This is a genomic window from Coriobacteriaceae bacterium (assembly GCA_025992705.1).
GTDB lineage: Bacteria > Actinomycetota > Coriobacteriia > Coriobacteriales > QAMH01 > QAMH01.
On record DAJPGJ010000001.1, the window covers coordinates 1,720,013 to 1,745,242 of the forward strand.

The 25,230-nt window shown below is 59.1% G+C and carries 24 protein-coding genes and 1 tRNA gene; 8 read left to right on the forward strand and 17 right to left on the reverse strand.

Going from position 1 to position 25,230, the window contains the following annotated elements; translation table 11 throughout:
* Positions 1–113 precede the first annotated feature (113 nt).
* The 5 genes from OIM11_07465 to modD form a co-directional block, all read right to left on the reverse strand.
* Positions 114–290, reverse strand: a complete 177-nt coding sequence (locus OIM11_07465) for a hypothetical protein (GenBank protein HJJ00965.1) — start codon at positions 288–290, stop codon at positions 114–116.
* A gap of 6 nt (positions 291–296) precedes the next feature.
* A complete protein-coding gene (locus OIM11_07470; protein ID HJJ00966.1) occupies positions 297–482 on the reverse strand; it encodes a hypothetical protein in 186 nt (61 codons plus the stop codon).
* Positions 483–501: 19 nt separating this feature from the next.
* On the reverse strand, positions 502–1,104 hold the full coding sequence (locus OIM11_07475; GenBank protein HJJ00967.1) for a hypothetical protein: 603 nt from the start codon (positions 1,102–1,104) through the stop codon (positions 502–504).
* A 119-nt stretch (positions 1,105–1,223) separates the two neighbouring features.
* A complete protein-coding gene (locus OIM11_07480) occupies positions 1,224–1,748 on the reverse strand; it encodes a hypothetical protein (protein ID HJJ00968.1) in 525 nt (174 codons plus the stop codon).
* Position 1,749: 1 nt separating this feature from the next.
* Positions 1,750–2,595, reverse strand: coding sequence for a ModD protein (gene modD / locus OIM11_07485; GenBank protein HJJ00969.1), 846 nt, complete (start codon positions 2,593–2,595; stop codon positions 1,750–1,752).
* A 259-nt stretch (positions 2,596–2,854) separates the two neighbouring features.
* Between modD and OIM11_07490 the strand changes: the two genes are divergently transcribed.
* The 5 genes from OIM11_07490 (at position 2,855) to OIM11_07510 (ending at position 8,906) form a co-directional block, all read left to right on the forward strand.
* Positions 2,855–3,394, forward strand: a complete 540-nt coding sequence (locus OIM11_07490) for a phosphatase PAP2 family protein (protein ID HJJ00970.1) — start codon at positions 2,855–2,857, stop codon at positions 3,392–3,394.
* Positions 3,395–3,687: 293 nt separating this feature from the next.
* Entirely contained in the window at positions 3,688–4,500 is an 813-nt protein-coding gene (locus tag OIM11_07495; GenBank protein HJJ00971.1) for a hypothetical protein, read from the forward strand.
* A gap of 26 nt (positions 4,501–4,526) precedes the next feature.
* Positions 4,527–6,302, forward strand: a complete 1,776-nt coding sequence (locus OIM11_07500) for a YgiQ family radical SAM protein (GenBank protein ID HJJ00972.1) — start codon at positions 4,527–4,529, stop codon at positions 6,300–6,302.
* A gap of 155 nt (positions 6,303–6,457) precedes the next feature.
* Positions 6,458–7,780: an IS1249 family transposase gene (locus OIM11_07505; GenBank protein ID HJJ00973.1), complete on the forward strand. Its 1,323-nt coding sequence runs from the start codon at positions 6,458–6,460 to the stop codon at positions 7,778–7,780.
* Entirely contained in the window at positions 7,719–8,906 is a 1,188-nt protein-coding gene (locus OIM11_07510; GenBank protein ID HJJ00974.1) for an IS1249 family transposase, read from the forward strand. Before OIM11_07505 ends, OIM11_07510 begins: the two co-directional genes overlap by 62 nt.
* Positions 8,907–9,066: 160 nt before the next feature.
* Here OIM11_07510 and OIM11_07515 read toward each other — a convergent pair.
* From OIM11_07515 to OIM11_07540, 6 genes are all read right to left on the reverse strand, one after another.
* A tRNA-Leu gene (locus tag OIM11_07515) sits at positions 9,067–9,155 on the reverse strand.
* A gap of 20 nt (positions 9,156–9,175) precedes the next feature.
* Positions 9,176–9,454: a preprotein translocase subunit SecG gene (gene secG / locus OIM11_07520; GenBank protein HJJ00975.1), complete on the reverse strand. Its 279-nt coding sequence runs from the start codon at positions 9,452–9,454 to the stop codon at positions 9,176–9,178.
* A gap of 67 nt (positions 9,455–9,521) precedes the next feature.
* Positions 9,522–11,069: a 2,3-bisphosphoglycerate-independent phosphoglycerate mutase gene (gene gpmI / locus OIM11_07525; GenBank protein ID HJJ00976.1), complete on the reverse strand. Its 1,548-nt coding sequence runs from the start codon at positions 11,067–11,069 to the stop codon at positions 9,522–9,524.
* A 75-nt stretch (positions 11,070–11,144) separates the two neighbouring features.
* On the reverse strand, positions 11,145–11,945 hold the full coding sequence (gene tpiA / locus OIM11_07530) for a triose-phosphate isomerase (protein ID HJJ00977.1): 801 nt from the start codon (positions 11,943–11,945) through the stop codon (positions 11,145–11,147).
* Between the two features lie 23 nt (positions 11,946–11,968).
* Positions 11,969–13,168, reverse strand: coding sequence for a phosphoglycerate kinase (locus tag OIM11_07535; protein HJJ00978.1), 1,200 nt, complete (start codon positions 13,166–13,168; stop codon positions 11,969–11,971).
* Positions 13,169–13,213: 45 nt separating this feature from the next.
* Positions 13,214–13,972, reverse strand: a complete 759-nt coding sequence (locus OIM11_07540; protein ID HJJ00979.1) for a SurA N-terminal domain-containing protein — start codon at positions 13,970–13,972, stop codon at positions 13,214–13,216.
* Between the two features lie 144 nt (positions 13,973–14,116).
* On the opposite strand from OIM11_07540, the gene OIM11_07545 reads away from it, so the two are divergent.
* Both OIM11_07545 and OIM11_07550 read left to right on the forward strand, forming a co-directional pair.
* Entirely contained in the window at positions 14,117–14,389 is a 273-nt protein-coding gene (locus OIM11_07545; GenBank protein HJJ00980.1) for a hypothetical protein, read from the forward strand.
* A 74-nt stretch (positions 14,390–14,463) separates the two neighbouring features.
* Positions 14,464–15,069 carry a hypothetical protein gene (locus OIM11_07550; GenBank protein HJJ00981.1) on the forward strand — a complete coding sequence of 202 codons (606 nt, stop codon included), beginning with the start codon at positions 14,464–14,466 and terminating at the stop codon, positions 15,067–15,069.
* A gap of 227 nt (positions 15,070–15,296) precedes the next feature.
* Here OIM11_07550 and uvrB read toward each other — a convergent pair whose 3' ends face one another.
* From uvrB to rpsA, 5 genes are read right to left on the reverse strand one after another with little or no spacing between them, the layout of a single operon-like run.
* Positions 15,297–17,432 carry an excinuclease ABC subunit UvrB gene (gene uvrB, locus OIM11_07555; protein ID HJJ00982.1) on the reverse strand — a complete coding sequence of 712 codons (2,136 nt, stop codon included), beginning with the start codon at positions 17,430–17,432 and terminating at the stop codon, positions 15,297–15,299.
* 2 nt (positions 17,433–17,434) lie between these two features.
* On the reverse strand, positions 17,435–18,058 hold the full coding sequence (gene coaE, locus OIM11_07560) for a dephospho-CoA kinase (protein ID HJJ00983.1): 624 nt from the start codon (positions 18,056–18,058) through the stop codon (positions 17,435–17,437).
* 7 nt (positions 18,059–18,065) lie between these two features.
* The gene (locus OIM11_07565) at positions 18,066–18,272 is read right to left on the reverse strand and encodes a hypothetical protein (GenBank protein ID HJJ00984.1); all 207 of its coding nucleotides are present in this window, start codon (positions 18,270–18,272) and stop codon (positions 18,066–18,068) included.
* A gap of 22 nt (positions 18,273–18,294) precedes the next feature.
* Positions 18,295–19,401 (reverse strand): 7-cyano-7-deazaguanine synthase, encoded by a 1,107-nt coding sequence (locus tag OIM11_07570; protein HJJ00985.1) that lies wholly within the window; start codon positions 19,399–19,401, stop codon positions 18,295–18,297.
* Between the two features lie 12 nt (positions 19,402–19,413).
* The gene (rpsA, locus tag OIM11_07575; protein HJJ00986.1) at positions 19,414–20,631 is read right to left on the reverse strand and encodes a 30S ribosomal protein S1; all 1,218 of its coding nucleotides are present in this window, start codon (positions 20,629–20,631) and stop codon (positions 19,414–19,416) included.
* A 299-nt stretch (positions 20,632–20,930) separates the two neighbouring features.
* Here rpsA and OIM11_07580 point away from each other — a divergent pair, with 299 nt between their 5' ends.
* Positions 20,931–22,496: an InlB B-repeat-containing protein gene (locus OIM11_07580; GenBank protein HJJ00987.1), complete on the forward strand. Its 1,566-nt coding sequence runs from the start codon at positions 20,931–20,933 to the stop codon at positions 22,494–22,496.
* Positions 22,497–22,591: 95 nt separating this feature from the next.
* Here the strand turns inward: OIM11_07580 and polA are convergent, their stop codons facing one another.
* Positions 22,592–25,225 (reverse strand): DNA polymerase I, encoded by a 2,634-nt coding sequence (polA, locus tag OIM11_07585; GenBank protein HJJ00988.1) that lies wholly within the window; start codon positions 25,223–25,225, stop codon positions 22,592–22,594.
* Positions 25,226–25,230: the final 5 nt, after the last annotated feature.

Sequence of the window (25,230 nt, forward strand, 5' to 3'; positions counted from 1 at the left end):
CGCACAGCGAAATGACGGCGACCAGACACTCGAGCAGCATGCCACCGTACGCAATAGGTTGCGCTTGACTCTCGCGATCGAGCTGTTTGGACGTCGTACCCGAGGCCACAAGGCTATGGAAGCCCGATATGGGCGCCACAGGCGATGGTGATGAACAGTGCCGGGAAGAGGAAACCGCTCGTCGCAACCTTCGACGTGCCGGCAGCGGCGGTGAAGCCGGTGAACGCGGGAATCGACAGATCGCTCGAGCCTCCCCACGATGCCCGATCCCACGATGCCGACGAGTGCAAGCACGATCATGCCGTAAAGCAGGTAGCTTGAGAGATAATCGCGCGGCTGCAGCAAGATCCACACGGCGCGACCGAGGCGAGTAGGATGTAAACGCCAATGATGATCATCCACGTGGTATTGTCGAGCGAGATGACCGGGAAGAGGAAGCCCAGCGTGACGACAAGCACGATGATGACGATTGCCGAAATCACGTTGATGGCCGTGGGAATTTTACGCCCGCGCGTGGCCAGACCGAAGATGACCGCGGACGACGATGAACAGCATCGAAATCATGGCGGTGCGCGTGTTGGCGAGGTTCGTCATCTCGACAGTGGCAGCCTTGGCGGCGTCGGCCGGAACCGGAGTAACGGCAAACGTGCTGGCAACGATGGACGCAAAGGCCGCGACCACGAGGATGAGCGTAAGGTAGGCGAAAATGCAGAAGAGCTTCTTGGCCATGCCGTCAACGTTTTCCTGGATGACGGTCGCAAGCGTCTGGCCCTTGTGCCGAAGCGACGCGAACAGCGCGCCGAAATCGTGCATGGCACCGATGAAAATGCCGCCGATGAGTACCCACAGCAACACGGGCACCCAGCCAAAGATGGCAGCCTGGATGGGGCCGTTGATGGGGCCGGCGCCGGCAATCGACGAGAAATGGTGGCCGAGCACAACGTACGGCGGCGCAGGAACGTAATCGCGTCCGTCCTCGAACTCGTGGGCAGGCGTGGTGCGATCGGCCTTGACACCCCATTGCTTGGCGAGCCACCCGCCATAGAAGATGTAGCCCAGCACCAGGACCACTATGGAGACCAGCAGAATCAGCATTGCATTCATCGAAACTCACCTCTCGTCCATCCGCTAATGCAGGGGATTTTAGTACTTTTGACGACAGATGGAAGAAAAATTTAACCGCGGCTAATTCTTATGAGAACCAATGGAGGCAAGGGATACGTCTAGAAGGCGTTCGCCTCGAGTGTGGGCACCATATCAGCCCCCATCGCGTTGGCATGCACCGCGCCCTCGTCCAGACAGACGACGCATACGCGCAGGTCAGCCCAGCCCTTGAGGCCAAGCGCGAAGTTCTTGCGGAAGCGCGTCTTGCGCACGCGACGCGCTAGTCCCGCATCTATGGAATCAGCGATGATGACGAGCGAGAGAAACGAGTTCATGTGATCGGGCCCGAGCGAGACCTTGGCAATGGCCTCCTCTTGCATGAACGCCACGAGTTCGTCGAACGTTCCGGCATCCAAATGGCCCACGAGCTTAAAGAACAGATACTCGTGGGAAGTGGTTTCCCAGAGCTTGGCACGTTTCACCAGCACGTATTGCGAAGCGCTCGAATGCAGCTCGGCATACCCCTCAAAATCGCGTCCCGCAAACGAGTAGTTGTGCTCGACGTCAAAGTACGCCTCGTGTGCGGCAAGCAGGCGCTCGAGCACCGCATGTGCCCTCTCGGAAGCCGCGACATCCATCGACATGTCAGGCATCCGCCACCATGCGGGCGCTCATATCAAGCGGCTTGGCGAAGTGCAGGCAGGTCGTCGCAATGCCATCGACGCCGCTCGCCGCATACGCACGAGCGTTCTCCATGTTGACGCCACCAGCTGCGATAACCGTGACCTGGGGATTGATGCCCTTGAGGGTGCGCACGAGCTGCGCGAGTTCGTCTGCGGGGACCTTGTCGAGCTGGATGCCGTCAACGCCCGCCTCGACAAAGCGCACCGCATCCGACGCATCGGCTTCGACGAAGAACTTCTTCTCGCAACAACGCGCCTTGAGCTCGGGAATGTCGGCGATGAGAGCATCGATGCCGCCCTCGTAAAACGCAACATGCTGCGCAAATACGAGCACGGTCTCGGAAAGCCCCAGGCGATGCGGGAAGGAGCCGCCCACAAGCGTTGCCTTCGTGTCGAGCGGCTTGGTACCCGACATGCGTTTGCGCGTCGTCAGCACCTCGCAACGGGGATTCTCCGCATGCACTGCATCGACCATGGCGCGCGTCTTGGTCGCCAGCGCGCTGTAGTACTCGAAGATGTTAAGGCAGCACTTCCAACCCATGTGCAGGACTTCTGCCCGTCCCCAGACGCGCATGAAGACATCACCGGGCGCAAGTTGGGTGCCCGACGGCTGGATTTCGACACGCTCGGCACCCAGCATGTGATAGATGCGCTCGGCTTCCTCGGTACCGCACAGCACGCCCGCATCCCGCGTGAAGTATTCTATACAGCCGTGATGCCCGCCGATGCCCAGCACGTGCGTGGTTAGGTCGACACTCGGGACATCTTCGTTGATGAGCTCTTCGAGGTACGAATCGGCTATGTACATGGGCACTCCTAGTCTACGACGATGGATGCCGCACATACTACCACTCCCCCTCCCCTCCTCTCCATCGTGTGTCCTTTCGGAATGCGCGCATGCGGGAATCTTGGAGGATGCACGACCGGGGCGAATGGGCTTCTGAGCCCCGGTCGTGCATCCCCTACGCCTCGGCGGACATCCCCGCGCCCCGGCAGACATTTCTTCCATCGTTTCAATCACCGTGTCCATATGGCACAATGCCAGCAATCATCCCGAAAGGACCCGCATGGACTTCGCCATACTCTACGGCATCCAAAACGTGCTCGGCTGCCCGTTTCTCGATGCACTCATGCCCATCGTCACCGCATGTGGCGATCATGGCCTGATTTGGATCATAGTGGGCATCTTGTTGCTTATCTTTCCCAAGACACGCCGTTGGGGCATCACGTTGCTCGTGACCCTTGCCGTCACCTGGGCCATCTGCGAGTTTGGCATCAAAAACCTCGTCGCCCGTCCCCGTCCCTTCATCGCTGACCCCAGCTTCATGCTCCTCATCGCGGCTCCGGCCAACTTCTCGTTTCCCTCGGGCCATACGCTCTCCTCGTTCCTCGCTGCCACCGTGATCACGCGCGCGCCTATCGCCCGCGGTTGGAAGATCGCCGCCTGGGTCATGGCGGTTGCCATCGCGTTCTCGCGTCTCTACCTCTTCGTACACTTCCCCACCGACGTACTCGCCGGCGCAATCATCGGCGTCCTCGCGGCTCTCATCGGCATCGCCATCAGCAACCGCATCGCTTCGGGTAAGTCGTCAGGAATCGCCAGCTAGCGAGACATTGGCAAGAAGCATGCAACTTGGCACATGCAATGCGCCATAACTCCGATAACTCGACAATAACCGACAAAAAACGGAAGCAATGGCACTTGTGATGTACCATAACTCCATAAACGAGCCACGCCGCCAGAGTCAGCGTGCCAGGCACGGTGACTCATAAGCTCGCCATATCCCGGTAATTGGCTCATTTTTGAGACAGCGTGCCAGGCACGTTTGCCCGAATCCCCATTTACCCCAGACGCTCTTGGGGCGTAGAATAGATTTCGCTAACGCGCGAAGGAGATGAGATGCCCGCAGAGCAGCGGAAAGGTGGAAAGTACGTCCCGCCCCGGCCCGAGATGACGGCCGCCGAGCGCTACGCCTACAAGTCGCTGCCCGAGTCTCTCCGTCGCCGCAAGGAAAGCGTGGACGACACCGTCGTGCGCATCCTCGAGTTCCTTGACCTCGTCAAGGAGGTCGGTGACGAAATCTCCGTCATCGGAAACAAGCCCTACACGCCCGAAGGTTCGGGTACGTATGACCCCGAGCACGTCACCGAGCGCGAGGAATTGCTTGGCCGCCAATTTGCCGGCGAGCTCACAGCGCTCCAGGTCTTCGACCAGGTCAAACACGAGAACATCCGCCGTGAAGTCGGTCTGCTCGGCAAGGACTTCGTAAAGAAGGTCACCGCCCTCCAGCAGCTCATGGAGTCGTTCTGGGCACGTTTCACGAGCACGATGACGCCCTTCACGCGCTCCAAGGCCGCCCAGCTCGACAAGTTCGAGACCGAGCTGCGCCAGCGCCTCACCGATATAAACTACCTCACGCGCCAGCACGCGGAGCTCATGGCAGCCGCTCAAGACGCCAAGGCGGGCGATCAGGAAGAGACGAACGACGAAATCATCGCCGAGTACCAGGACGACGCCATGTCCTATGTCAAGGAATATGACGCGTTGCGCGAGGAATACGGCACGCTCGGACGGCTGGCGTTTCGCCGTCGCCGCGAGATACTCGACAAGCTCGCGACACGCGCTGACGCGATCAAGGCAATCAACAAGCGCTACGAGCAGTACGATTTCATCGACTTCATCGCCTTCGAGCTTCCTGAAGACGAAGAGTAGTCACCGTGACAAGTGGCTTTTTACCCATGACCCGCGCCGATATGCGCGAGCGCGGTTGGGATGAGCTTGACTTCGTCTACGTGAGCGGCGACGCATACGTCGACCATCCTTCCTTCGGGGCCGCCATCATCACCCGTCTGCTCGAATCCCACGGCTATCGCGTTGGCGTTATCGCGCAACCCGACTGGCGCGACCCATCCTCCGTTACCGTTCTGGGCGAGCCGCGGCTTGGCTTTCTCGTCTCGGCCGGCAACATGGACTCCATGGTCAACCACTACACGGTCGCCAAGAAGCGCCGCAGGTCAGACGCGTATTCGCCGGGTGGCGAGTCCGGCTTGCGTCCCGATCATGCCTGCGTTGTCTACGGCAATCTCATTCGCCGCACGTACAAGAAAACGCCCATCATCCTCGGTGGTATCGAGGCGAGCCTGCGCCGTCTCGTGCATTACGATTACTGGTCAGATAGCCTCAAACGCTCCGTCCTGCTCGATTCGGGAGCCGATCTCATCTCGTACGGCATGGGCGAGCGGTCCATTGTCGAGATAGCGGATGCCTTGGCCAGTGGTCTCTCGGTACATGACCTGAGCTTCATTGACGGTACCGTCTACAAAGCGCGCTCACTCGACCACCTTCCCAACGACGCAATCGTCTTGCCGAGTTTCGAGGAGATACAGCAGGACTCGAGCAAATATGCAACGAGTTTCGCGATACAGTACGAAAATCTCGATCCCTTCTCCGCGCACATTCTTGCCGAGGAATACCCGCACAATGTCTTTGTCGTGCAAAACCCACCGTCTAAGCCGCTCTCCATGCCCGAGATGGATGCCATCTACGCGCTGCCCTATGCCCGTGACGCGCATCCCTCGTACGCGCAGACAGGCGGCGTACCCGCGCTTGCCGAAGTGAAGTTCTCGATCACGAGCAATCGTGGCTGTCTCGGCGACTGCTCCTTCTGCTCGCTCAACTTCCACCAGGGCCGCATCATCCAGGCCCGGAGCCACGAGTCCATCCTCGACGAGGCGCGCCTCATGACCGAAGACCCCGCCTTCAAGGGCTACATTCACGATGTCGGCGGCCCTACGGCGAACTTCCGCGTACCCGCCTGCAACAAGCAACTCAAAACCGGCGCCTGCGTGGGCAAGCGCTGCCTATCGCCCGAGCCGTGCCCCAGCCTGCGCGTCACGCACGAGGATTATCTTGCCCTGCTGCGCAAGCTCCGTGCGCTGCCCGATGTCAAGAAGGTCTTTATACGCAGTGGGTTGCGTTTCGATTACATGATGCTCGACGATGACCCGAGCTTCCTGCGCGAGCTCGTAGAGCACCATGTGAGCGGCCAGCTTCGCGTCGCACCCGAGCATGCGTCAGATGCAGTGCTCATGACCATGGGCAAACCGCCCATCAGCGTCTTCAAGCGATTTGCCACCGCATTCAAGCGGGCAACCAAGAAAGCCGGACTCAAACAGTATCTGGTTGCCTATCTTATGTCGTCACATCCCGGCGCAACGCTCGCCGATGCCGTCGAGCTTGCCGAATTCGTACGTGACATGGGCTACAACCCCGAGCAGGTCCAAGATTTCTATCCCACGCCCTCGACGATTTCGACCTGCATGTACTACACGGGGCTCGACCCACGCACGATGGAGCCGGTCTACGTGGCAAAAACGCCGCACGAAAAGGCCATGCAACGCGCGCTCATCCAGTACCGCAACCCCAAGAACCGCAAGCTCGTGAGAGAGGCGCTTCTCAAGGCCGGACGCAACGACCTCATCGGCCCCGGACCCAAATGCCTCATCCGAAAGTGATTTTGCATCTGGTTTCGTACATACGTTCGATTCCATGCTAGAATTAGGGCTATGTTTCAAAAAGTGTGTCCGAATAAGACCCGTTACCCCAGTTGAACACAAGCAAATCAGGTCCTTGAGTTGGAATCGCCCAACTCGAAGGTGTTTCAAAAAGTGTGTCCGCTTTCCTCTTGACGTGCCTGTTCAGGCAAGCTTTCCGAAGGGAAAAGTTGCCTAGTGGACAGGATGACGCCTTGAGTAGCCCGAGATGCGACGTTTGCGGAAGCGAGATGAAGGGGAACGGATACACGAAGGCAGGGACCAAGCGCTGGCGGTGCAAGTCGTGCGGTGCCTCCAAGACGAGAAGGATTGACAACGCCGCCAAGCTGCTCCGGGCCTTCCTTGCCTGGATCCTCTCCAAGAGGTCGATCGCCGATCTCGGATACAGCAGGTCGACCTTCTGGCGAAAGTGCGCCGGGTTCTGGGAGCTTTGGCCCATCGCCCCTTTCACCGGCGAGGTCTTCGACACGGTCTTTCTCGACGGCATCTGGTTTTCCCACGACGCCGTCGTGCTCGTCGCGCGCTCCAAGGAGCACGTGATCGCATGGCACCTGGCGCAAAGGGAGTGCTCGAGCTCCTGGGCGGCGCTGATGATGAGGATACCCGCTCCGATGCTGGTGGTGTCGGACGGATCCACCGGGCTCGCGAAGGCGGCGCGCACCGTATGGCCCGGCACCAGGATACAGCGCTGCGTCGTGCATGCCGCGCGCCAGGTCAAGCGCTACACGACCAAGAGTCCCAAGCTCGAGTGCGGCCGCGAGCTCCTGGGCATCGCGAACCGCCTGACGAGGGCCAAAGACGAGGACGCGATGAGGGAGTGGCTCGTCGACTACGCGCAGTGGTGCTCCGATTGGAGCGAGTTCCTGAAGGAGTTCACGGTGAAAGACGGCAGGAGGGTCTACACGCACGAGAGGCTGCGGCGGGCCAGGGGAAGCCTCAACCGCCTGGTGAAGGAAGGGACGCTTTTCACATTCATCGAGATGCAAAGGGAGCGCGGCGGGCGCTGGGATTCCACCAACAACCCGATCGAGAGCCTGAACGCGCAACTGAGGGAGATGCTCAGGCTGCATCGGGGATTGCCGCTGCTGCACCGCGTGAAGGCCGTCATGTGGTGGTGCTACATGCACACCGAAGAGCCCGAGAGCCCGGCGGAGATCCTGCGCCGCATGCCGAGGGACGAAGACGTCGACGGGCTTTTCGCAACCGTCTCGGGCGAGGGTCGGCATTCGGATGGAAGCCCGGAGAGGTATGGGAAGGCCATCGACTGGGGGCTATGTTTCAAAAAGTGTGTCCGAATAAGACCCGTTACCCCAGTTGAACACAAGCAAATCAGGTCCTTGAGTTGGAATCGCCCAACTCGAAGGTGTTTCAAAAAGTGTGTCCGCTTTCCTCTTGACGTGCCTGTTCAGGCAAGCTTTCCGAAGGGAAAAGTTGCCTAGTGGACAGGATGACGCCTTGAGTAGCCCGAGATGCGACGTTTGCGGAAGCGAGATGAAGGGGAACGGATACACGAAGGCAGGGACCAAGCGCTGGCGGTGCAAGTCGTGCGGTGCCTCCAAGACGAGAAGGATTGACAACGCCGCCAAGCTGCTCCGGGCCTTCCTTGCCTGGATCCTCTCCAAGAGGTCGATCGCCGATCTCGGATACAGCAGGTCGACCTTCTGGCGAAAGTGCGCCGGGTTCTGGGAGCTTTGGCCCATCGCCCCTTTCACCGGCGAGGTCTTCGACACGGTCTTTCTCGACGGCATCTGGTTTTCCCATGACGCCGTCGTGCTCGTCGCGCGCTCCAAGGAGCACGTGATCGCATGGCACCTGGCGCAAAGGGAGTGCTCGAGCTCCTGGGCGGCGCTGATGATGAGGATACCCGCTCCGATGCTGGTGGTGTCGGACGGATCCACCGGGCTCGCGAAGGCGGCGCGCACCGTATGGCCCGGCACCAGGATACAGCGCTGCGTCGTGCATGCCGCGCGCCAGGTCAAGCGCTACACGACCAAGAGTCCCAAGCTCGAGTGCGGCCGCGAGCTCCTGGGCATCGCGAACCGCCTGACGAGGGCCAAAGACGAGGACGCGATGAGGGAGTGGCTCGTCGACTACGCGCAGTGGTGCTCCGATTGGAGCGAGTTCCTGAAGGAGTTCACGGTGAAAGACGGCAGGAGGGTCTACACGCACGAGAGGCTGCGGCGGGCCAGGGGAAGCCTCAACCGCCTGGTGAAGGAAGGGACGCTTTTCACATTCATCGAGATGCAAAGGGAGCGCGGCGGGCGCTGGGATTCCACCAACAACCCGATCGAGAGCCTGAACGCGCAACTGAGGGAGATGCTCAGGCTGCATCGGGGATTGCCGCTGCTGCACCGCGTGAAGGCCGTCATGTGGTGGTGCTACATGCACACCGAAGAGCCCGAGAGCCCGGCGGAGATCCTGCGCCGCATGCCGAGGGACGAAGACGTCGACGGGCTTTTCGCAACCGTCTCGGGCGAGGGCCGGCATTCGGATGGAAGCCCGGAGAGGTATGGGAAGGCCATCGACTGGAACGAGTTTCACATGCCGACGAGGTACCGTCAGTGATGTCCCGCCGGACACACTTTTTGAAACATAGCCCCACTTTTACGCACTCTCACCTGGAGAAACAGATGAAATCATCAACACGTTTTGTCCTATAACCCTTCTTTTTGTCCAAAACTCCCGCAGAAATGAAAAGACCCGCCTGAGCGGGTCTCGTTTTGCCTGGTGTCGGAGGGGGGACTTGAACCCCCACGCCCGTAATGTGGGCACTAGCACCTCAAGCTAGCGCGTCTGCCATTCCGCCACTCCGACTTTTCAAATAGCCCTGATGACTAGTGAACCGACCCCGTGGGGAAGGAAATCATCAGGAGAAGCAAGGATACCATGAACACGACCGCAAAGATAACCGTCATTCGGTCAAGATTGCGCTCGACGATACTCGATCCGGTGTCAGTGCCGTAAATGCTGCCGGCAATGACTTCGGAAACGCCCGTGCCCTTGCCCGAATGCATAAGCACAAAGATGACAAGGCCGATTGCCGAAATCGCCCATAGAACCAAGACGATATACATAAACGGCGCCGAGTGCATCACATTGAGTATCGCGTCCACGAAATGCCTTTCCTTCTTACCATCGTGACGCGCGCTACGCGTCACAGGTTAGTCATTCTAACAGTTCCTACGCGCGGGTCAACAGTGAATTTCCCGTCCACTGCTCGGGTTTTTCAAGGCCGAGCAAGTCGATGAGCGTGGGGGCGACGTCGGCCAAGCGTGCATCATCCCCGTCGACAAGGCCGAGTGACACATCGTTGCAGACAAGCACGAACGGCACACGAGCCGTCGTGTGAGCCGTGAACGGGCTCTCTCCATCGTCGGCGAGCATCTTATCGGCATTGCCGTGGTCGGCCGTAATGAGTGCGGCACCACCCTTGGCAAGAATCGCCTCGACCACATGGGAAAGGCCACGATCGACTGCCTCGACGGCAGCCGTGGCAGCCTCGATCACGCCCGTGTGTCCAACCATGTCGCAGTTGGCATAATTCACGATGTAGACATCGGCCACGTCATCGTTGATCGCCTGCTCGAGTGCCTCGGTAACGAGTGGCTCGGACATCTCGGGCTGCAAATCATAGGTCGCGACCTTGGGGCTTGCGATGAGCTTGCGCTCCTCGTCTTTCTTGGGTTGCTCGACACCGCCGTTGAAGAAGAATGTGACGTGCGCGTATTTCTCGGTCTCGGCAATATGGAACTGGCGCAGGCCTTGTGCCGCAAGCAAATCGGCCAGCGTGTTCTCCGGGAAGGCCTTGGGAAACGCAATGGGCGCATCGATGGTCGGATCGTACTCCGTCAGACAGACGAAGTTGACATCCGGCACATTGGGACGCGGAAAGCCATCGAAGTCTTTGTCCACGAAGGCGCGGGTGAGCTCACGGGCACGATCGGGCCTAAAGTTGAAGAAGATCATCGTGTCGCCATCATTGACACCGCGATGGTTGAGAACCGTTGGGATGACGAACTCATCGGTGATGTCTACCTTGTAGGAAGCCTCGACGGCGCCGACGGGACGGTTGCGCGCGAAGCCCTTGCCTGCGCCGAGTGCAATCGCATTCCAAGCCTGTTGCACGCGATCCCAGCGCTTGTCACGATCCATCGCATAGTAACGACCCGATATGGTCGCAATCTCGGCCTGGGCGCCATTGTAATCATTGAAGATATGGTCGCAGAAATCGACGATACGTTGAACATAGCCCGCGCCGCTCTTGGGATCAACATCACGGCCATCGAGAAAAGCATGGATGCGGATATCGCGAGCGCCGCGCTTGGCTGCCATTTCGATGAGCGCTTCAAGATGCTCGATATTGCTGTGCACGCCGCCATCAGAGAGCAGACCCAGAAGATGAATGGGACGATTCACGTTAATGGCTGCATCCATCGCCTCGATGAGAATCTCGTTCTCTTCGATGCTGCCGTTCTCGCATGCATCGTTAATGCGCGTGAGCTCCTGATGCACGACGCGTCCCGCGCCCATGTTCAAATGTCCGACCTCGGAATTGCCCATCTGGCCATCGGGAAGGCCGACATCACGTCCCGACGCTCCGAGCGTCGTATGGGGGCGCTGCGCCCACAGCTCGTCATAGTAGGGCTTGGATGCAAGCGAAATGGCATTTCCCGGACCGTCCTCAGCCAGACCAAAGCCATCCATAATCACCAACAGGACCGGTTTCATATCTCAGATGCTCCTCTAACGAATCGGGGCAATCACAGATCGCCCCGGTAGAACAGTTCTTTTGTTGCACGCAAACTACTTTGCCTTGAGCGCCATCTCAACGAGTGTCGAAAACGCCTTGGCATCGAGCGAGGCTCCGCCAATGAGGCCTCCGTCGACATCGGGTTGCGGCAGGAAAAGCTCGGCATTGCCCGTATTCATTGAGCCACCATAGAGAATGCGCATCTTGCTCGCCGCGTCTGCACCCGCAAAGTCGGCAACGACGCCGCGGATGTGCGCGCATGCCTCCTGCGCCTGCTCGGGCGTGGCAGCACGACCCGTACCGATTGCCCAGATGGGCTCGTAGGCGATGACCGACTTGGCGATGTCCTCTTCGCCAACGCCCTTCCAGCCAAGTCGTACTTGCTCGCCAATGAAGGCCAGCGTATCGCCCGCATCTCGCACATCAAGGTCTTCACCGCAGCACATGATGGGATGAAGTCCCTGGGCAAGCAGCGCCTTGACCTTCTTGTTGACCGTCTCGTTGGTCTCGCCAAAGTACTCGCGGCGCTCCGAATGCCCGACAATGCAGTATTCGCAGGTGAGCTCTTTGAGCATGGAGACCGAAATGGCGCCGGTATAGGCTCCGTCGGGCTCCCAATACACGTCCTGGGCACCAAGCTTGATGCTCGAGTGGTCAAAGGTGAGAACGTTGAAGACTGACTTGAGGTCGGTGAAGGGTGGGCAGATGACCACTTCGACTGCCTCCCAGGCCTTGTCAGACTCGAACGAGATCTGCTGTGAGAGCGTCACGGCCTCGACCGTCGTCTTGTTCATCTTCCAGTTGCCCGCAATCATCGGCATGCGGGCGGCGGTATCTTGCATTGCGCCAAACATACGCTGCTCCTCGTCTCGTCGTCTTACGCTTCTTTGTCCATCAACGCCATGACGCCGGGAAGTTCCTTGCCTTCGAGCAGACGCATCGAGGCACCGCCGCCAGTCGAAATGAACGTGACCTGATCAGCCAGATCAAACTTCTTGATAGCCGCGACCGAATCGCCACCGCCGATGATGCTCGTCGCGTCGGATGCGGCCACGGCCTCGGCAACGCAACGGGTCCCGAGCTCGAAGGACGGGAACTCGAAGACGCCCATGGGGCCATTCCAGAAAACGGTGCCGGCCTCGCGAATGACCTCGCGATACATGCGGCCTGTCTTGGGGCCGATATCGAGACCCATCATGTCATCGGGAATGGCGTCGACATCGACGGCCTCGGTATAGGCAAGGTCGGAGAACTGGTCGGCCATCTTGACATCAACGGGAATGACAAGATTGACGTTTTTCTCCTTGGCGGTCTCGAGCATCTGGCGAGCCGTATCGACCATGTCGGCCTCCATCTTGGACTGGCCAACCGAATATCCCTGGGCTGCCAGGAAAGTAAACATCATGGCACCGCCGATGAGTATGGTATCGGCGATGTCCATGAGGTTGCTGATGATGCCAATCTTGTCCGACACCTTCGAGCCACCCAAAATGGCAACGAAGGGACGCTTGGGATTCTCGAGCATCGAGGTGAGCGTCTCGACCTCCTTGGCGAGCAGAAGGCCACTCACAGCCGGAACAAACTCCGGCACGCCGCTGATGGAAGCATGAGCGCGATGCGCTGCGCCAAAGGCGTCGTTGACATATATATCGCAGAGCGAGGCAAGGCGGTGCACAAATTGCAGGTCACAGGATTTCTCGCCATCGTCAAAGCGCAGATTCTCGAGCATCATGATCTGGCCGTCCTTGAGCGCGAGCGAAGCCGAAAGGGCATCCTCGCCGGCAATCTTCTCGCCACCAATGACTGAAACGGGACGTCCGAGCAACTGGATGAGGCGCATGGCCACGGGCATCATCGAGAATTGACTCTCGAAATGATCCCCCTTGGGACGGCCCAGATGGCTCGCGATAATGACGCGAGCATCATGGTCGAGGAGGTAACGGATAGTCGGCAACGCCTCGCGGATGCGCGTGTCATCCACGACGGTACCTTCATACAACGGACAGTTGAAGTCCACGCGCACTAATACGCGCTTGTGGGCTACGTCGACGTCCTTGATGGTCTTCTTGGAATACATGCTTCTCCCCTGTTCTGTGAGATGTATCCGCCAACTTGGCCTTGCTTATTCGCCTTCCGGTGCACCCTCGGCACCTGAATCCTGCGCTACCTCGACAATTGCGTAGGGCAACGGCTGTGGAGCTGGATTGATTTTGGGATGGACGCTCTCATACAGCTTATCGAACCATGTGGACCATGCGGTCTTGCCGGAAATCTCCTGGCCATCGTCCGTTGTGATGGTCGAAACCTCATTTTGGAGCTTGAGCTGCTTGAGCTGTTCGCGAATCTCTTCGCGATACTCATCGAGGTCCTTGTAGCCCTGCCTCTGCAGGACGCTCTCGAAGACACCCTCCATGAGCCTCGACTCGACATAGGAACGTTGCTGCTCGACGTATGCGTCAACGTCCTCATCGCTCACCTCGAGCTTGCGGTCCTTGATCTCCTTCTCGATGAGCTGACTGCGGATGATCTGTTCGATGACGTACTCGCGCATTTCCTCGGCAGTACCCTCGGTCTGGTCTTCATCGGTCTGGCCAGCTGCGGCTGCCGCCTGCGCGGCCGCCTTCTCGACTGCCGTCTGCATGGAGCCATTTGCGCCCGTATCGTACTCGCGGCCCTTGACGAACTCGGCCCAGGCCGCGTCATCCTCGAGCTCGTAATACGTCCGCATGTTTTCAATGGTACTCGTGACTGTTTCCTCGGTGACCGATCCACCGTCGTAGGTCGCCGCAATGGGCTCACCGCATGCAGTCAGGCACGCGCAAGCAAAAAGCGTCACACCAGCGGTAACGAGTGCCAGACGAACACGCTTTAGCAAGGTCATGTGGTCCTCCTGGTCGAGAAATCATCTGCTGAGAAAGGTACCATAAAACGCGCGCCTTGGCATTCATCGCAATTTGGTGCTTTCGCGTGCATACGCCAGCGTATGCGCTACACTGTATGCCCGTGTACGACTACAGGAGGCACGATGAGCGACGAGCAGACGCAAGCACCATCAGACGGACAGGCGAAGGCCAGTCCCTCGCCCGAGGAGCCCGAGCAAGATTCCCAAAAGGTGCAGATTCCCGAGAATATGAGCTATGCAGAGTATCTCAAGCTCATTAATCCGGATAAGAGCGATGCGGAAATCGCCAAGATGATCCGCAAGGAGAATCGTTACACCTGGCTTGGGCGTTTCCAGATTCTCGCGTTTCTCGTCATCATCATCCTCATCATCGCCCTCATCGTCACCAACAACTAGGAGGTAGCTTGAAGCAGCGCGTCTCGAGGAGGAACAGACGCACAGCATCAACACAGGCACGATCAACCAGAGATTTGACGATTCTCGCCATCTCGCTCGTCATCTTCATCGGAGGCTCGACAAGTCTCGCCTGGGCATTGCACAGCCAACCCAAAGTCTCTGACGAATCAGCTCGCTCGTCATCGCGACAATCCATCGAACAATCAGATCCCCATATCGGCGCCATCATGCCCGGCATAACTCCAGACGATGCTCGTGGTCTCGACACGGCGCAACAAACGCAGCAGCCTACGCAAGCCGATGACGCGCGAAGCGAGGTACCCGATATCTCCGAAGGCACGACGAGCGCTGACACCGTGCAAGACGCGTTGCCAACGCCAGACACGGCGACAGCGACTGTCGAGCAAGCGCCAGAAACGGACATGCGGCAAGGCTACATCGTTCACCACACGGCATATCGAGAACAACCGGTCTATCGCACGGTGCACCATCAGGCTTCTACCGCCCGTGAGGTCACGGTAGCAGGTAAAACGCATATCGAATGGACGCGCTGCCCAGTTTGCAATCAACGCCACTCGAGCCCCTATAACGAGCGCGTGCTCGATCACGTCACGCCGGTGCCCTGCATCGCATGCGGCGGCAGGCACGAAACGGATTACGACGAGACCGTGTACAAGTAGGAAATGTCATTCCGACCGGAGGGGCCGCAAGGCCCCGCCTCTCACCGTCATTCCGACCGGAGGGGCCGCAAGGCCCCGGAGTGGAGGAATCTCCTCTATTGCGACAAAAGATCGAGATTTCTCGACTACGCAGCCTTCGGCTGCTCCGCTCGAAATGACAATACCCTGGCCGCACGTGGCGTACAGGCGCTACGCGAGCGGGGCGCTGAACGTCGAGATCGCCCGCCTCAGCGCCTGCGGTGCTTGCCGGAGTTCTTGCGGGTGCCCATAGTCGACCCGCGTCGTGAGGTCGCCTTGAGGCGCGCGAGCGCATCGTCTTCATCGGTGCTCTCGACCTTGGCACGCAAGCTCACCGCCTGATCGCGCAGATGGGCCGCCGTCTCGAAGTCAAGGGCTTCGGAGGCCTCGGCCATCTGCTCCTCGAGCGAGTCGATCATGCGCAGCACCTCGTCACGTCCGAGCAGCGCGATATCATCGGCGAGTGCCTTGCTCGTCGATATCTCCTGGGCGCTTTTGCCCTCGGAGAGCTCGTCCATGATGGATGATATGGCCTTGCGGATAGTCTTGGGCTCGATGCCATGCTCCTCGTTGTAAGCCATCTGGATATGACGCCTACGAGCCGTCTCGTCGATGGCGATACGCATCGAATCCGTCACGTTATCCGCATACATGATGACGCGTCCGCTTACGTTGCGTGCGGCGCGGCCGATGGTCTGGATGAGGCTTCGCTTATTGCGCAGGAAGCCCTCCTTGTCCGCATCGAGAATCGCGATGAGGCTCACTTCGGGTAGGTCGAGACCCTCACGCAAAAGGTTGATGCCAACGAGCACGTCGAAGCTGCCCATACGCAGCTCGCGCAAAATCTCGACGCGCTCAACCGTGCCGATGTCACTGTGAAGGTAATTTGCCTTCACGCCCTGATCGAGCAGGAAATCCGTGAGCTCTTCGGCCATTTTCTTGGTGAGCGTGGTCACGAGCACGCGCTCGTCACGCGAGACGACGTCCTGGATTTCTGCCAGCAAGTCATCGACCTGCGCCTTTGTGGGACGCAAGACAATCTCCGGATCGAGCAGGCCCGTCGGGCGAATGATCTGCTCGACGGTCTGCTCGCTTACGCGCTCCTCGTAATCGCCCGGCGTGGCCGAAATGAAGATGAACTGCGGGATGCGCTGCTCGAACTCATCGTATCGCAGCGGACGGTTATCGAGCGCGCTTGGCAAGCGAAAGCCGTGCTCGACGAGTGTGACCTTGCGGCTGCGATCGCCCTCGTGCATGCCGCGCACCTGCGGCACCGTCACGTGGCTCTCGTCGATGAAGGTCAAAAAGTCACTGCCGCCAAAGTAATCGAGCAATGTGTAGGGCGGCTCGCCTGCTTCGCGTCCGTCGAGATGGCGCGAATAATTCTCGATGCCCGTACAAAAGCCCATGGTCTCGAGCATCTCGAGGTCATACGAGGTGCGCTGCTCGAGGCGCTGCGCTTCCAGCAGCTTGCCATTCTTCTTGAGATCATCCAAGCGCTCGCGCAGCTCATCGGAAATGGATACGAGAGCCTTCTCGACGCTGGGACGATTGGTCACGTAATGCGATGCAGGCCAAATGGGCGTCGAGGCATAGCTCATGACCTCTTCGCCCGTGATGCGGTCGACCTCGACAATCTCCTCGACTTCATCGCCGAAGAACTCGAAGTGCAGCAGGTTGTCCATGTAAGGCGGAAACACGTCGACGCTATCACCGCGCACTCTGAACGAGCCGCGTTCGAGCTCGTAATCGTTGCGATCGTATTGCATGTCGATAAGCCGGTAGATGAACTCGTCACGATCGAGCGGTACCTCGCGGTCTACGAAAACCGCCATCTCGGCGTAGTTCTCCGGAGATCCGATGCCATAGATGCAACTTACGGACGCGACGACAATGACGTCCTTGCGTGTGAGCAGCGCCGAAGTTGCCGCATGGCGCATCTTCTCGACTTCCTCGTTGACCGACGAGTCCTTCTCGATGTAGGTATCGGTCTGCGGAACGTATGCTTCCGGTTGGTAGTAATCGTAGTAACTCACGAAGTAGTTCACGGCATTGTTGGGGAAGAACTCCTTGAGCTCGCTTGCGAGCTGAGCTGCCAGCGTCTTGTTGGGTGCGAGAACGAGCGTGGGCATCTGCAAGCGCTCGATGGTCTTGGCCATCGTGAAGGTCTTGCCCGAACCGGTGACGCCAAGCAGCGTCTGGTAGCGCATGCCACTTTGTATGCCGTTGGTAAGACGCTCGACTGCCTGCGGCTGATCGCCCGAGAGCTCATAGGGCGCGACGCACTTGAAGGGATTGCCCTGCTCGCGCCGACCGTTAATCTGTGCACTCTGCGCGCTGTCCACGTCTAGCTCTCCTGCTTCTCGAGCATCTCCATACGCTCATCGTACCAAGCATCAGCCCAATCACCGAGTTCTTCAATCGAACATATGTTCTCACATATCGTATCGGCAATCAAGGCACGCTCGGCATCGGTTGCCTGCACACGCATGCGGGCCAACACGTCAGATGCGTCCATGCCGCGCGTGACGGCACGTGCAAGACGCAGCTCGCTTGGTGCCGACACGGCAATGACCTCGTCGGCGAGCTGGGCAAACTCGGGCACCTCGGTGAGGAGCTGCACTTCGATGACAAGAATCTTGGCATTCGTACGTGGCACGCATTCGACATTGAGAATGTAATTGGTGGCCGCTTCGGTGATGTAGGGAAACGAAATGGCATTGAGATCATGCGTGGCTTGTTCGCTTGCAAACGCCAGCCGCGCAAAACGCGCCGGAACGACAGCTCCATCCTCATCGAGGATCTCCTCCCCAAAGCGTTCCGCGAGCTCGGCAATGAGCATGGTGTTGCTGGAGATGAGCCTGCGATTTATCTCATCAAGATCGATGGAAACGGCTCCGCGCTCGCACAGCAACTCGACGAGCTTCGACTTTCCCGACCCGATACCGCCTGTCACCATGACCGTGTACATGATGCTCCTACCTCCACGGATCGGCTTCGGGCTCTTCGTACGAGTTACGCGCGAGCATATCCATGTAGTCGGAATACGGGTCATACCCGTCATCATCTTCGTTTTCCGAGCGCATGCCAGCACGCGAGACGGCATCGATATCGTGCTTCTGACGTTGCTGCGCCCGAAGCGCTGCCGCACGCCCTGCTGCCGACATATGCTCGAAATCCGCCACGATACGCATCTTTCCGGCGCCACTACCCGGTAACGATTCCGCCGCCGAGAACAAGATCGTCCGAATAGAGGACGAGGGGCTGACCTGGGCGCACGCCGCCCACGCGCTCGCTGAATGCGACAACGACTCCTTCGTCGTTGCAGATGACATGAGCAGGCACGGGTTTGCGATCGTATGCTATGCGGACACGGCACGAGCGCTTGCCCTGCGGAGGGTCAATCGAAGTCCAGCACACATCGCGCAGCAGGCACATCTCGGTGCCAGCCACGGCGCGGGTTGCGGCATACACACGATGACTCCTGACATCCTTGTAGACGGCGAAGAGTTCTTCATCTTCCATGATAGACGCCGAGCTTGCGTCGTCTTCTTCGCTTACCTCGTGCGCGATGGTGTAACGGCCCAAACTCTGGTCTGGAGCAAAGCGATACTGCCCTTCGTAGCTGTCGATGATGGAATTATCGCCCAGATAGACAATATCGCCCGTATCACGCTCCAAGCCACCTTCGCCTTCGAGCCATGCGACGAACCCCTCGTCATCGTAGAAACAGGGCTCGCCTTGTCCATCGTTGACAGGGGCAATGCGCATGAGACCGGCCTGCATCGCCATGCGTCTGACGACGCCCTTGTGCAAATCCGCCAATGGAAAGACAAGCCGCGCAAGTTGATCCTGCGCGAGCGTGTAGAGCAAGAAGGTCTGATCCTTGGAAACGTCGAGGGGCTTGCGTAGCTGGTAAGGCAGCAGCTGGAAGCCCGCCTCGTCCTGCGTGATGCGAGCGTAATGCCCCGTTGCAACTTGCTCGCATCCAAAGGCAGTGGCCTGCTCGAAAAGTGCGTTCATCTTGAGCTCGCGCGTGCAGACAGTGCAAGGATTGGGAAAGCGGCCCTGCTCGAACTCGCACGCGGTGTAATCCTTGACCATGCGGGCGAACTCGTCGCGCATGTCAATGACGTGATGCTCGATGCCAAGCTTCTGGGCGCAGCCTTGTGCGCGCTCGATCGCGGCAGCCCGCTGTGGGCTGTCGTGAAAGCGAAGCGTGACGCCCACCACCTCGTGAGCGTCACGCTTCAAAATCCAGGCGGCAACAGACGAATCTATGCCGCCGCTCATGCCAAGAAGAATCTTAGACAAGCTTTGCCTTTTCTACTCTTCCGTGGGCTCTTCGGTCACGACTTCCTCGGCCACGACCTCTTCGACCTCACCAGTAGGCTCGTCATCGGACTCGGGCTTCTCGAGCTCTGCGACCTCGATCTCGACGCCAAGCGTCTCGGCGGCGGCCTTCATCGACAGGGAGATGCGGCGACGATCCATGTCGATGTCCATGACCTTGACCTGGACGGGATCGCCAACGTTGGAGACCTGACTCGGGACATCAACGTGACGGGATGCCATCTCGGAGATGTGCACCAGGCCCTCGATGCTGTCACCCAGCTCGACAAATGCGCCGAACGGCACGAGCTTGGTAACCGTACCCTCGACGATGGAGCCGACGGGATAGTTCTTGACGAGCGTGCGCCACGGATCCTCGGTGGTCTGCTTGAGACCGAGCGAGATGCGCTCGCGGCTCATGTCGACATCGAGAACCTCGACCTCGACCTCTTGGCCGACCTTGACGACCTCGGAGGGATGATTGACGTGGCTCCAGGAGAGCTCGGAGATGTGGACCAGGCCGTCGATGCCGCCCAGGTCGACGAAAGCACCGAAGTCAACGATGCTGGAGACGACGCCCTTGAGGTGCATGCCCTTGGCGAGCTTGGCAAGAACCTCGGCGCGCTCGGCCTTGCGACCCTCTTCGAGGACGACGCGACGGGAGAGCACGACGTTGTTGCGGTTGCGATCCATCTCGATGACGCGAGCCTCGAGGGTGGAGTGGATGTACGTGGAAAGATCCTTCACGCGGCGCAGGTCGACGAGAGATGCCGGCAGGAAGCCACGCAGGCCGATGTCAAGGATGAGACCGCCCTTGACGACCTCGATGACCTCGCCCTCGACGTTCTCGCCGTTGTTGAACTTCTCCTCGACGCTGATCCAGGCACGCTCGTACTCAGCGCGCTTCTTGGAGAGGATGAGACGACCGTCCTTGTCCTCCTTCTGAAGCACGAGAGCCTCGATCTGATCGCCCAGGTTGACGACCTCGGACGGGTCGACATCGCGGCGAATGGAAAGCTCGCGCACGGGAATGACGCCCTCGGACTTGAAACCGATGTCGAGCAGGACCTCGTCACGGTCGAGCTTCACGATAGTGCCGGTGACCAGGTCACCTTCCTCGAAAGGATTAATCGTACCATCGATCAGGGCATTCATCTCGTCATCGGAGATCTCGGTTGCATCGATGACGGTAGGATTCTTGATTACGCTCAAGAGGACCCCTTTCTTCGGGGCCCGCGAATAATTCGTAACGAACGTTTTTACTCGGGGCCAACAAAAACATCACGGTGCGGCCTATTCCGCACGCAAAGATGTATTGTACCCCATATATCCCTATTTCAAGCAATGACTTTGTAACAATTGCACCGCTTCATACAACGATTTATGTATTTTGAGATGTAAGAAATTTTCAGTTGAAATGCTCCCGCTATTTGAGAGAAAATACCTAAGTTCAAGTATATGTATGAACACGCTACCTAAATGCAGCTTAGATAACACACGGGGGAGCACACATGCGTTGCGCCAAATGCGGCTTCAGCAATATTCACGGAGCAAAGTTCTGCTCGGAGTGCGGGTCACCACTCCAGATGCCTGGTGCCGATAGATCCAATCGAAGCGCGAACCGCAAGGTCATCAAGCTTCCATCCGACATGAGCAACGAGCCCACGACGCCCATCGAGCGCCCCTGGGAGGTCCGTGTGCCCAAGCGCGATGGCGCAACCCCCACAACCCCGGGCTCTGCAAGCGCACCAGGAGCAGCTGCAAACTCCGATAAGGCTCCCACGCCGCGTCGCAGAACAAGCGCCGCAGCTACCACGGGCAAGATTCCCGTCATCAAGCGTCCCACAAGCGAATCCGGCAGGGTTCCAGACGAAGACCGCACGACTGCACGCACGGCCAGAACCACCACCAGCACAGGAGCGCGGTCGGCAGCAGGCACCACCACCCCGATTCTCATCGACGACTTCGCAGCAGAACCAGCGCCCACGCGATCCGCTGGCACTACGGGCGATATCCCCGGTTCTCGGACGCGCCGCAGCGTGCACCGTGACACAACGCGCACGCCTCGCAACACGACGGGCGACAGGAAGAGGTTCGTCGTCATTCTCATCGCGCTGCTTATCATCTGCTGCCTCGTGGCGTTTGGCGTCTTTCTCGCAAACTCTGGTAACAAGAGCAAAACGGTAAGCTTCGACACCGATGGCGGCACCGTTATTGGCAACCAATACATACTCGAGAACGGCAAGCTCGAGCGCCCCGCTAACCCCACGCGCCCCGGTTATACCTTTGATGGCTGGTACCTCGATGCCAACTACAATGAGGAGGCCAGCTTCCCGATTGACGTCACGCAAGATATGACGCTTTATGCCAAGTGGAAGCAAGAGAGCAGCTCCAGCGCACTTCCGGGCTCCATCTCAACGACTACGCCGGGCACGACGACGCCTGGCTCCGATGTCACCACACCCGGTGCCGCGACCGGTAACTCGACGGGTTCCAGCTCGGGTTCGACCGGCTCGACATCGACGGGTGGCAATTCCGGTAGTTCGGCAAGCAGCTCTGGCGCTGCCATTTCCGGCGGTTCGGGCGGCACCAGCTCGGGCGGCAACACGGGAGGCAACACCGGTGGCTCGAGCGGCGGCACCTCGGGTGGCAGTGCCCCGAGTGGTGGCAACACCGGCGGCGATAACCTGAATGGCCCGGGCGTGAGCAATGGTGCCGTCAACATCGCCATGGTCGCCTCCAACGGCCGCACGCTCACGGGCACGGTAAACCTGCATGATGGTTACGTCATTCCCAACTCGAGCGAGAAGGCCTATAGCATCGACGAGCTTCGCGCTCTTGGCCTCAACGATGCCGAGCTCTGCATCGCGCGAAACGAGCCATACGCACGTCAGGGCTACAGCTTCAGGAACCCCGGCCTGCAGGCGTACTTCAACGCACGCAGCTGGTACCACAACACAGGCTGGCGCGGCGAGCTTCCCGCCGATAGCGCAGGCTACATCACTGCACATAACCTGCTTGCACTTGCCGAGCAGACGCCGGGTGCCTCCCAGTGGCTGCACCTGCGCATGAGGTAACCTGCACGCGAAGCGGAGGATGATGTACGCCGGAGCTCCGAAACCCAGTCGCTCCGGTCGCGCCCCATCCTCCGCTTCAAATAAGCGTGTGCAAGTTAATGTGCAATCGCCCAGTTGGGGCCCATCTGCACATCGGCAATAAGCGGAACCTTGAGCTCGACCACGTTGTTCATGACTTCGGCGACGAGCGCAGCCATCGTGTCCGCCTCTTCGTTCGGGCACTCGAAATCGAGTTCGTCGTGCACCTGAAGCACCATACGCGCATGCAGACCCTCTTCGCGACGACGCTTGTTTACCTGAATCATCGCAAGCTTGATGATGTCTGCTGCCGTGCCCTGCATGGGATGGTTCATTGCCGTGCGCTCGCCGAAATGACGCAGGTTCACATTCGTGCTACGCAGTTCGGGGATATGACGTTTGCGACCAAACATGGTCGTCGCATACCCGTCCTTATGCGCCTGAGCGACGACGTCATCGAGATAAGCGCGGACTTTGGGATACGCATCGTAATAGCGGTCGATCATCTCCTGTGCTTCGGCCATGGGAATGTGCAGCGTCTGGCCGAGACCAAACGCCTGTTGCCCATAGACAATGCCGAAGTTGACTGCCTTGGCGCGCGAGCGCATATCGGGCGTTACCTCGTCAACCGATACGCCAAAGACATCGGAAGCCGTATGGGCATGGAAATCCTCGCCACTCAAGAATGCGTCGATGAGTCCTTCATCACCCGAAAGATGCGCGAGCAGCCTCAGCTCGATCTGCGAGTAGTCGGCCGACAGGAAGACGCCGCCTTCCGGGGCAACGAACGCCTCGCGGATGCGCCGTCCCAGTTCGGTGCGCACGGGAATGTTCTGCAGGTTGGGATCGGACGAGGAGAGCCTGCCCGTCGTCGTGACCGTCTGATTGAAGCTCGTGTGGATGCGTCCGTCGGCACGATCGACGAGCGTCGGCAGTGTATCCAGATACGTCGAACGCAACTTGGTAAGCTCGCGATACTCAACGACCTTATCGGGCAGCGGGTGGTCATCACGCAGCTTTTCGAGCACGGTGGCGTTCGTTGACCAACCCGTACGATTCTTCTTTGACTTCTTCGTATCGAGCCCGAGCACCTCGAACAGGATATGCCCGAGCTGCTTGGGCGAGTCGATGTTGAAATCCTCCCCGGCCAGTTCGATGATTTCCGCGCGCAGCTCTTCGATGTGTCCGGAAATCTCCGAGGAGATATCCTTGAGCACGTTCGTGTCGAGACCCGTACCGAAGCGTTCCATCGATAGCAGCACGGGCATGAGCTTGAGCTCGATATCGCAGTACAGATTCCAGGAATCGTCTTCTTTGAGCTTGGCGGTGAGCACATCCACCAGGCTCTCGGCAACGGCAGCCTCAAACTGGCCGTCGCTCGGAGCGTTTTGGCCCGTTGGCTTGACCAGATCCAAGTATTTCTCGGCAAGCTCGCTCGTCAGGTAGCTTCCGTTCGAATCGAGCAGGTATGCCGCAAGGCTGCAGTCAAAAAGACTGGCCGAGAATATCGTGTCGAGTTCCCGGGCGGGATGGCCCGGCGCAAACACGCCCCGCAGCATGCGCTTGATGTCGATGCCCACAAGCGTGCCCTCAGCGAGGATATGCCCGATGAGAGGTGCGGCAAGCTCGATCGTCGTCTCGGCGAGCCCCGCACCATCAGAGAAGACGACGGTGGGTTCCTGCGCAAAGAGCGACTGCTCGATGGGCTCGTCGAGCGCAACGGCAACTCGGCGCCCCGCCTTCACCGCCGCCTTGACGAAGGACTCGGCATTTTGGGATACGTGATAGCTAAGCTTGACCTTGGGCTGCGGCATGGCGGCAGCGGTCGACGCATCATCGCCCAGCAAGGAAAGCACCACGCGCAGATGGCGATTGAAGTGCAATGCCCCAAAGGCCTCGCTTACCTCCTGCGCGGAATAACTCGGAAAGTGAACATCGTCGAGTGAAAGCTCGACAGGCGCATCGCGCCTGATCGTGGCAACAGCACGGCTAATGCGCGCGTCCTCGGCGTGCTCGCGGATGCGCTCTCCCATCTTTCCCTTGATGTCATCGGCATGCTCAAGTACGTCATCGAGGGAACCCCATTGGACCAGCAGCTTGGCAGCGGTCTTTTCGCCCACGCCGGGCACACCGGGAATGTTGTCACTCGAATCACCCTTGAGACCCAGGAAATCGGGCACGAGGCTCGGGGGGATACCGTAGCGCTCCACGACCTTTTCGGGCGTGTAGATAACGACATCGGACATGCCCTTGCGAGTCGTCACGATGCTCGTGGTATCACTCGCGAGCTGGTAGGCATCCTTATCACCCGTGATGAGAAAGACACGGTCGCCATTCGCCTCGCCGCGCGCGGCCATAGTACCCAAGATGTCATCGCCCTCATACCCATCCATCGCGATGCAGGGAATGTTCATCGCCTCGAGCAAGCCTTGAATCATGGGAAACTGCACAGCGAGGTCTTCGTCCATGGGGGGACGCTGTGCCTTGTACCCCGCGAGCAGCTTCATTCGCCAATCGGGACGATGCACATCCCAGGCGCAGATGATGGCATCCGGATGGTAGTCCTCGATCATCTTCAGAAGCATCTGCATGAATCCGAAAACGGCATTGGTCGGTGCGCCATCAGGTGTGTTCATGGGAGTTTGCACGGCATGGAACGCGCGATGGAGCAGGGAGTTTCCGTCGATGACAGCAATGAGTCGTTGAGACATGGCCA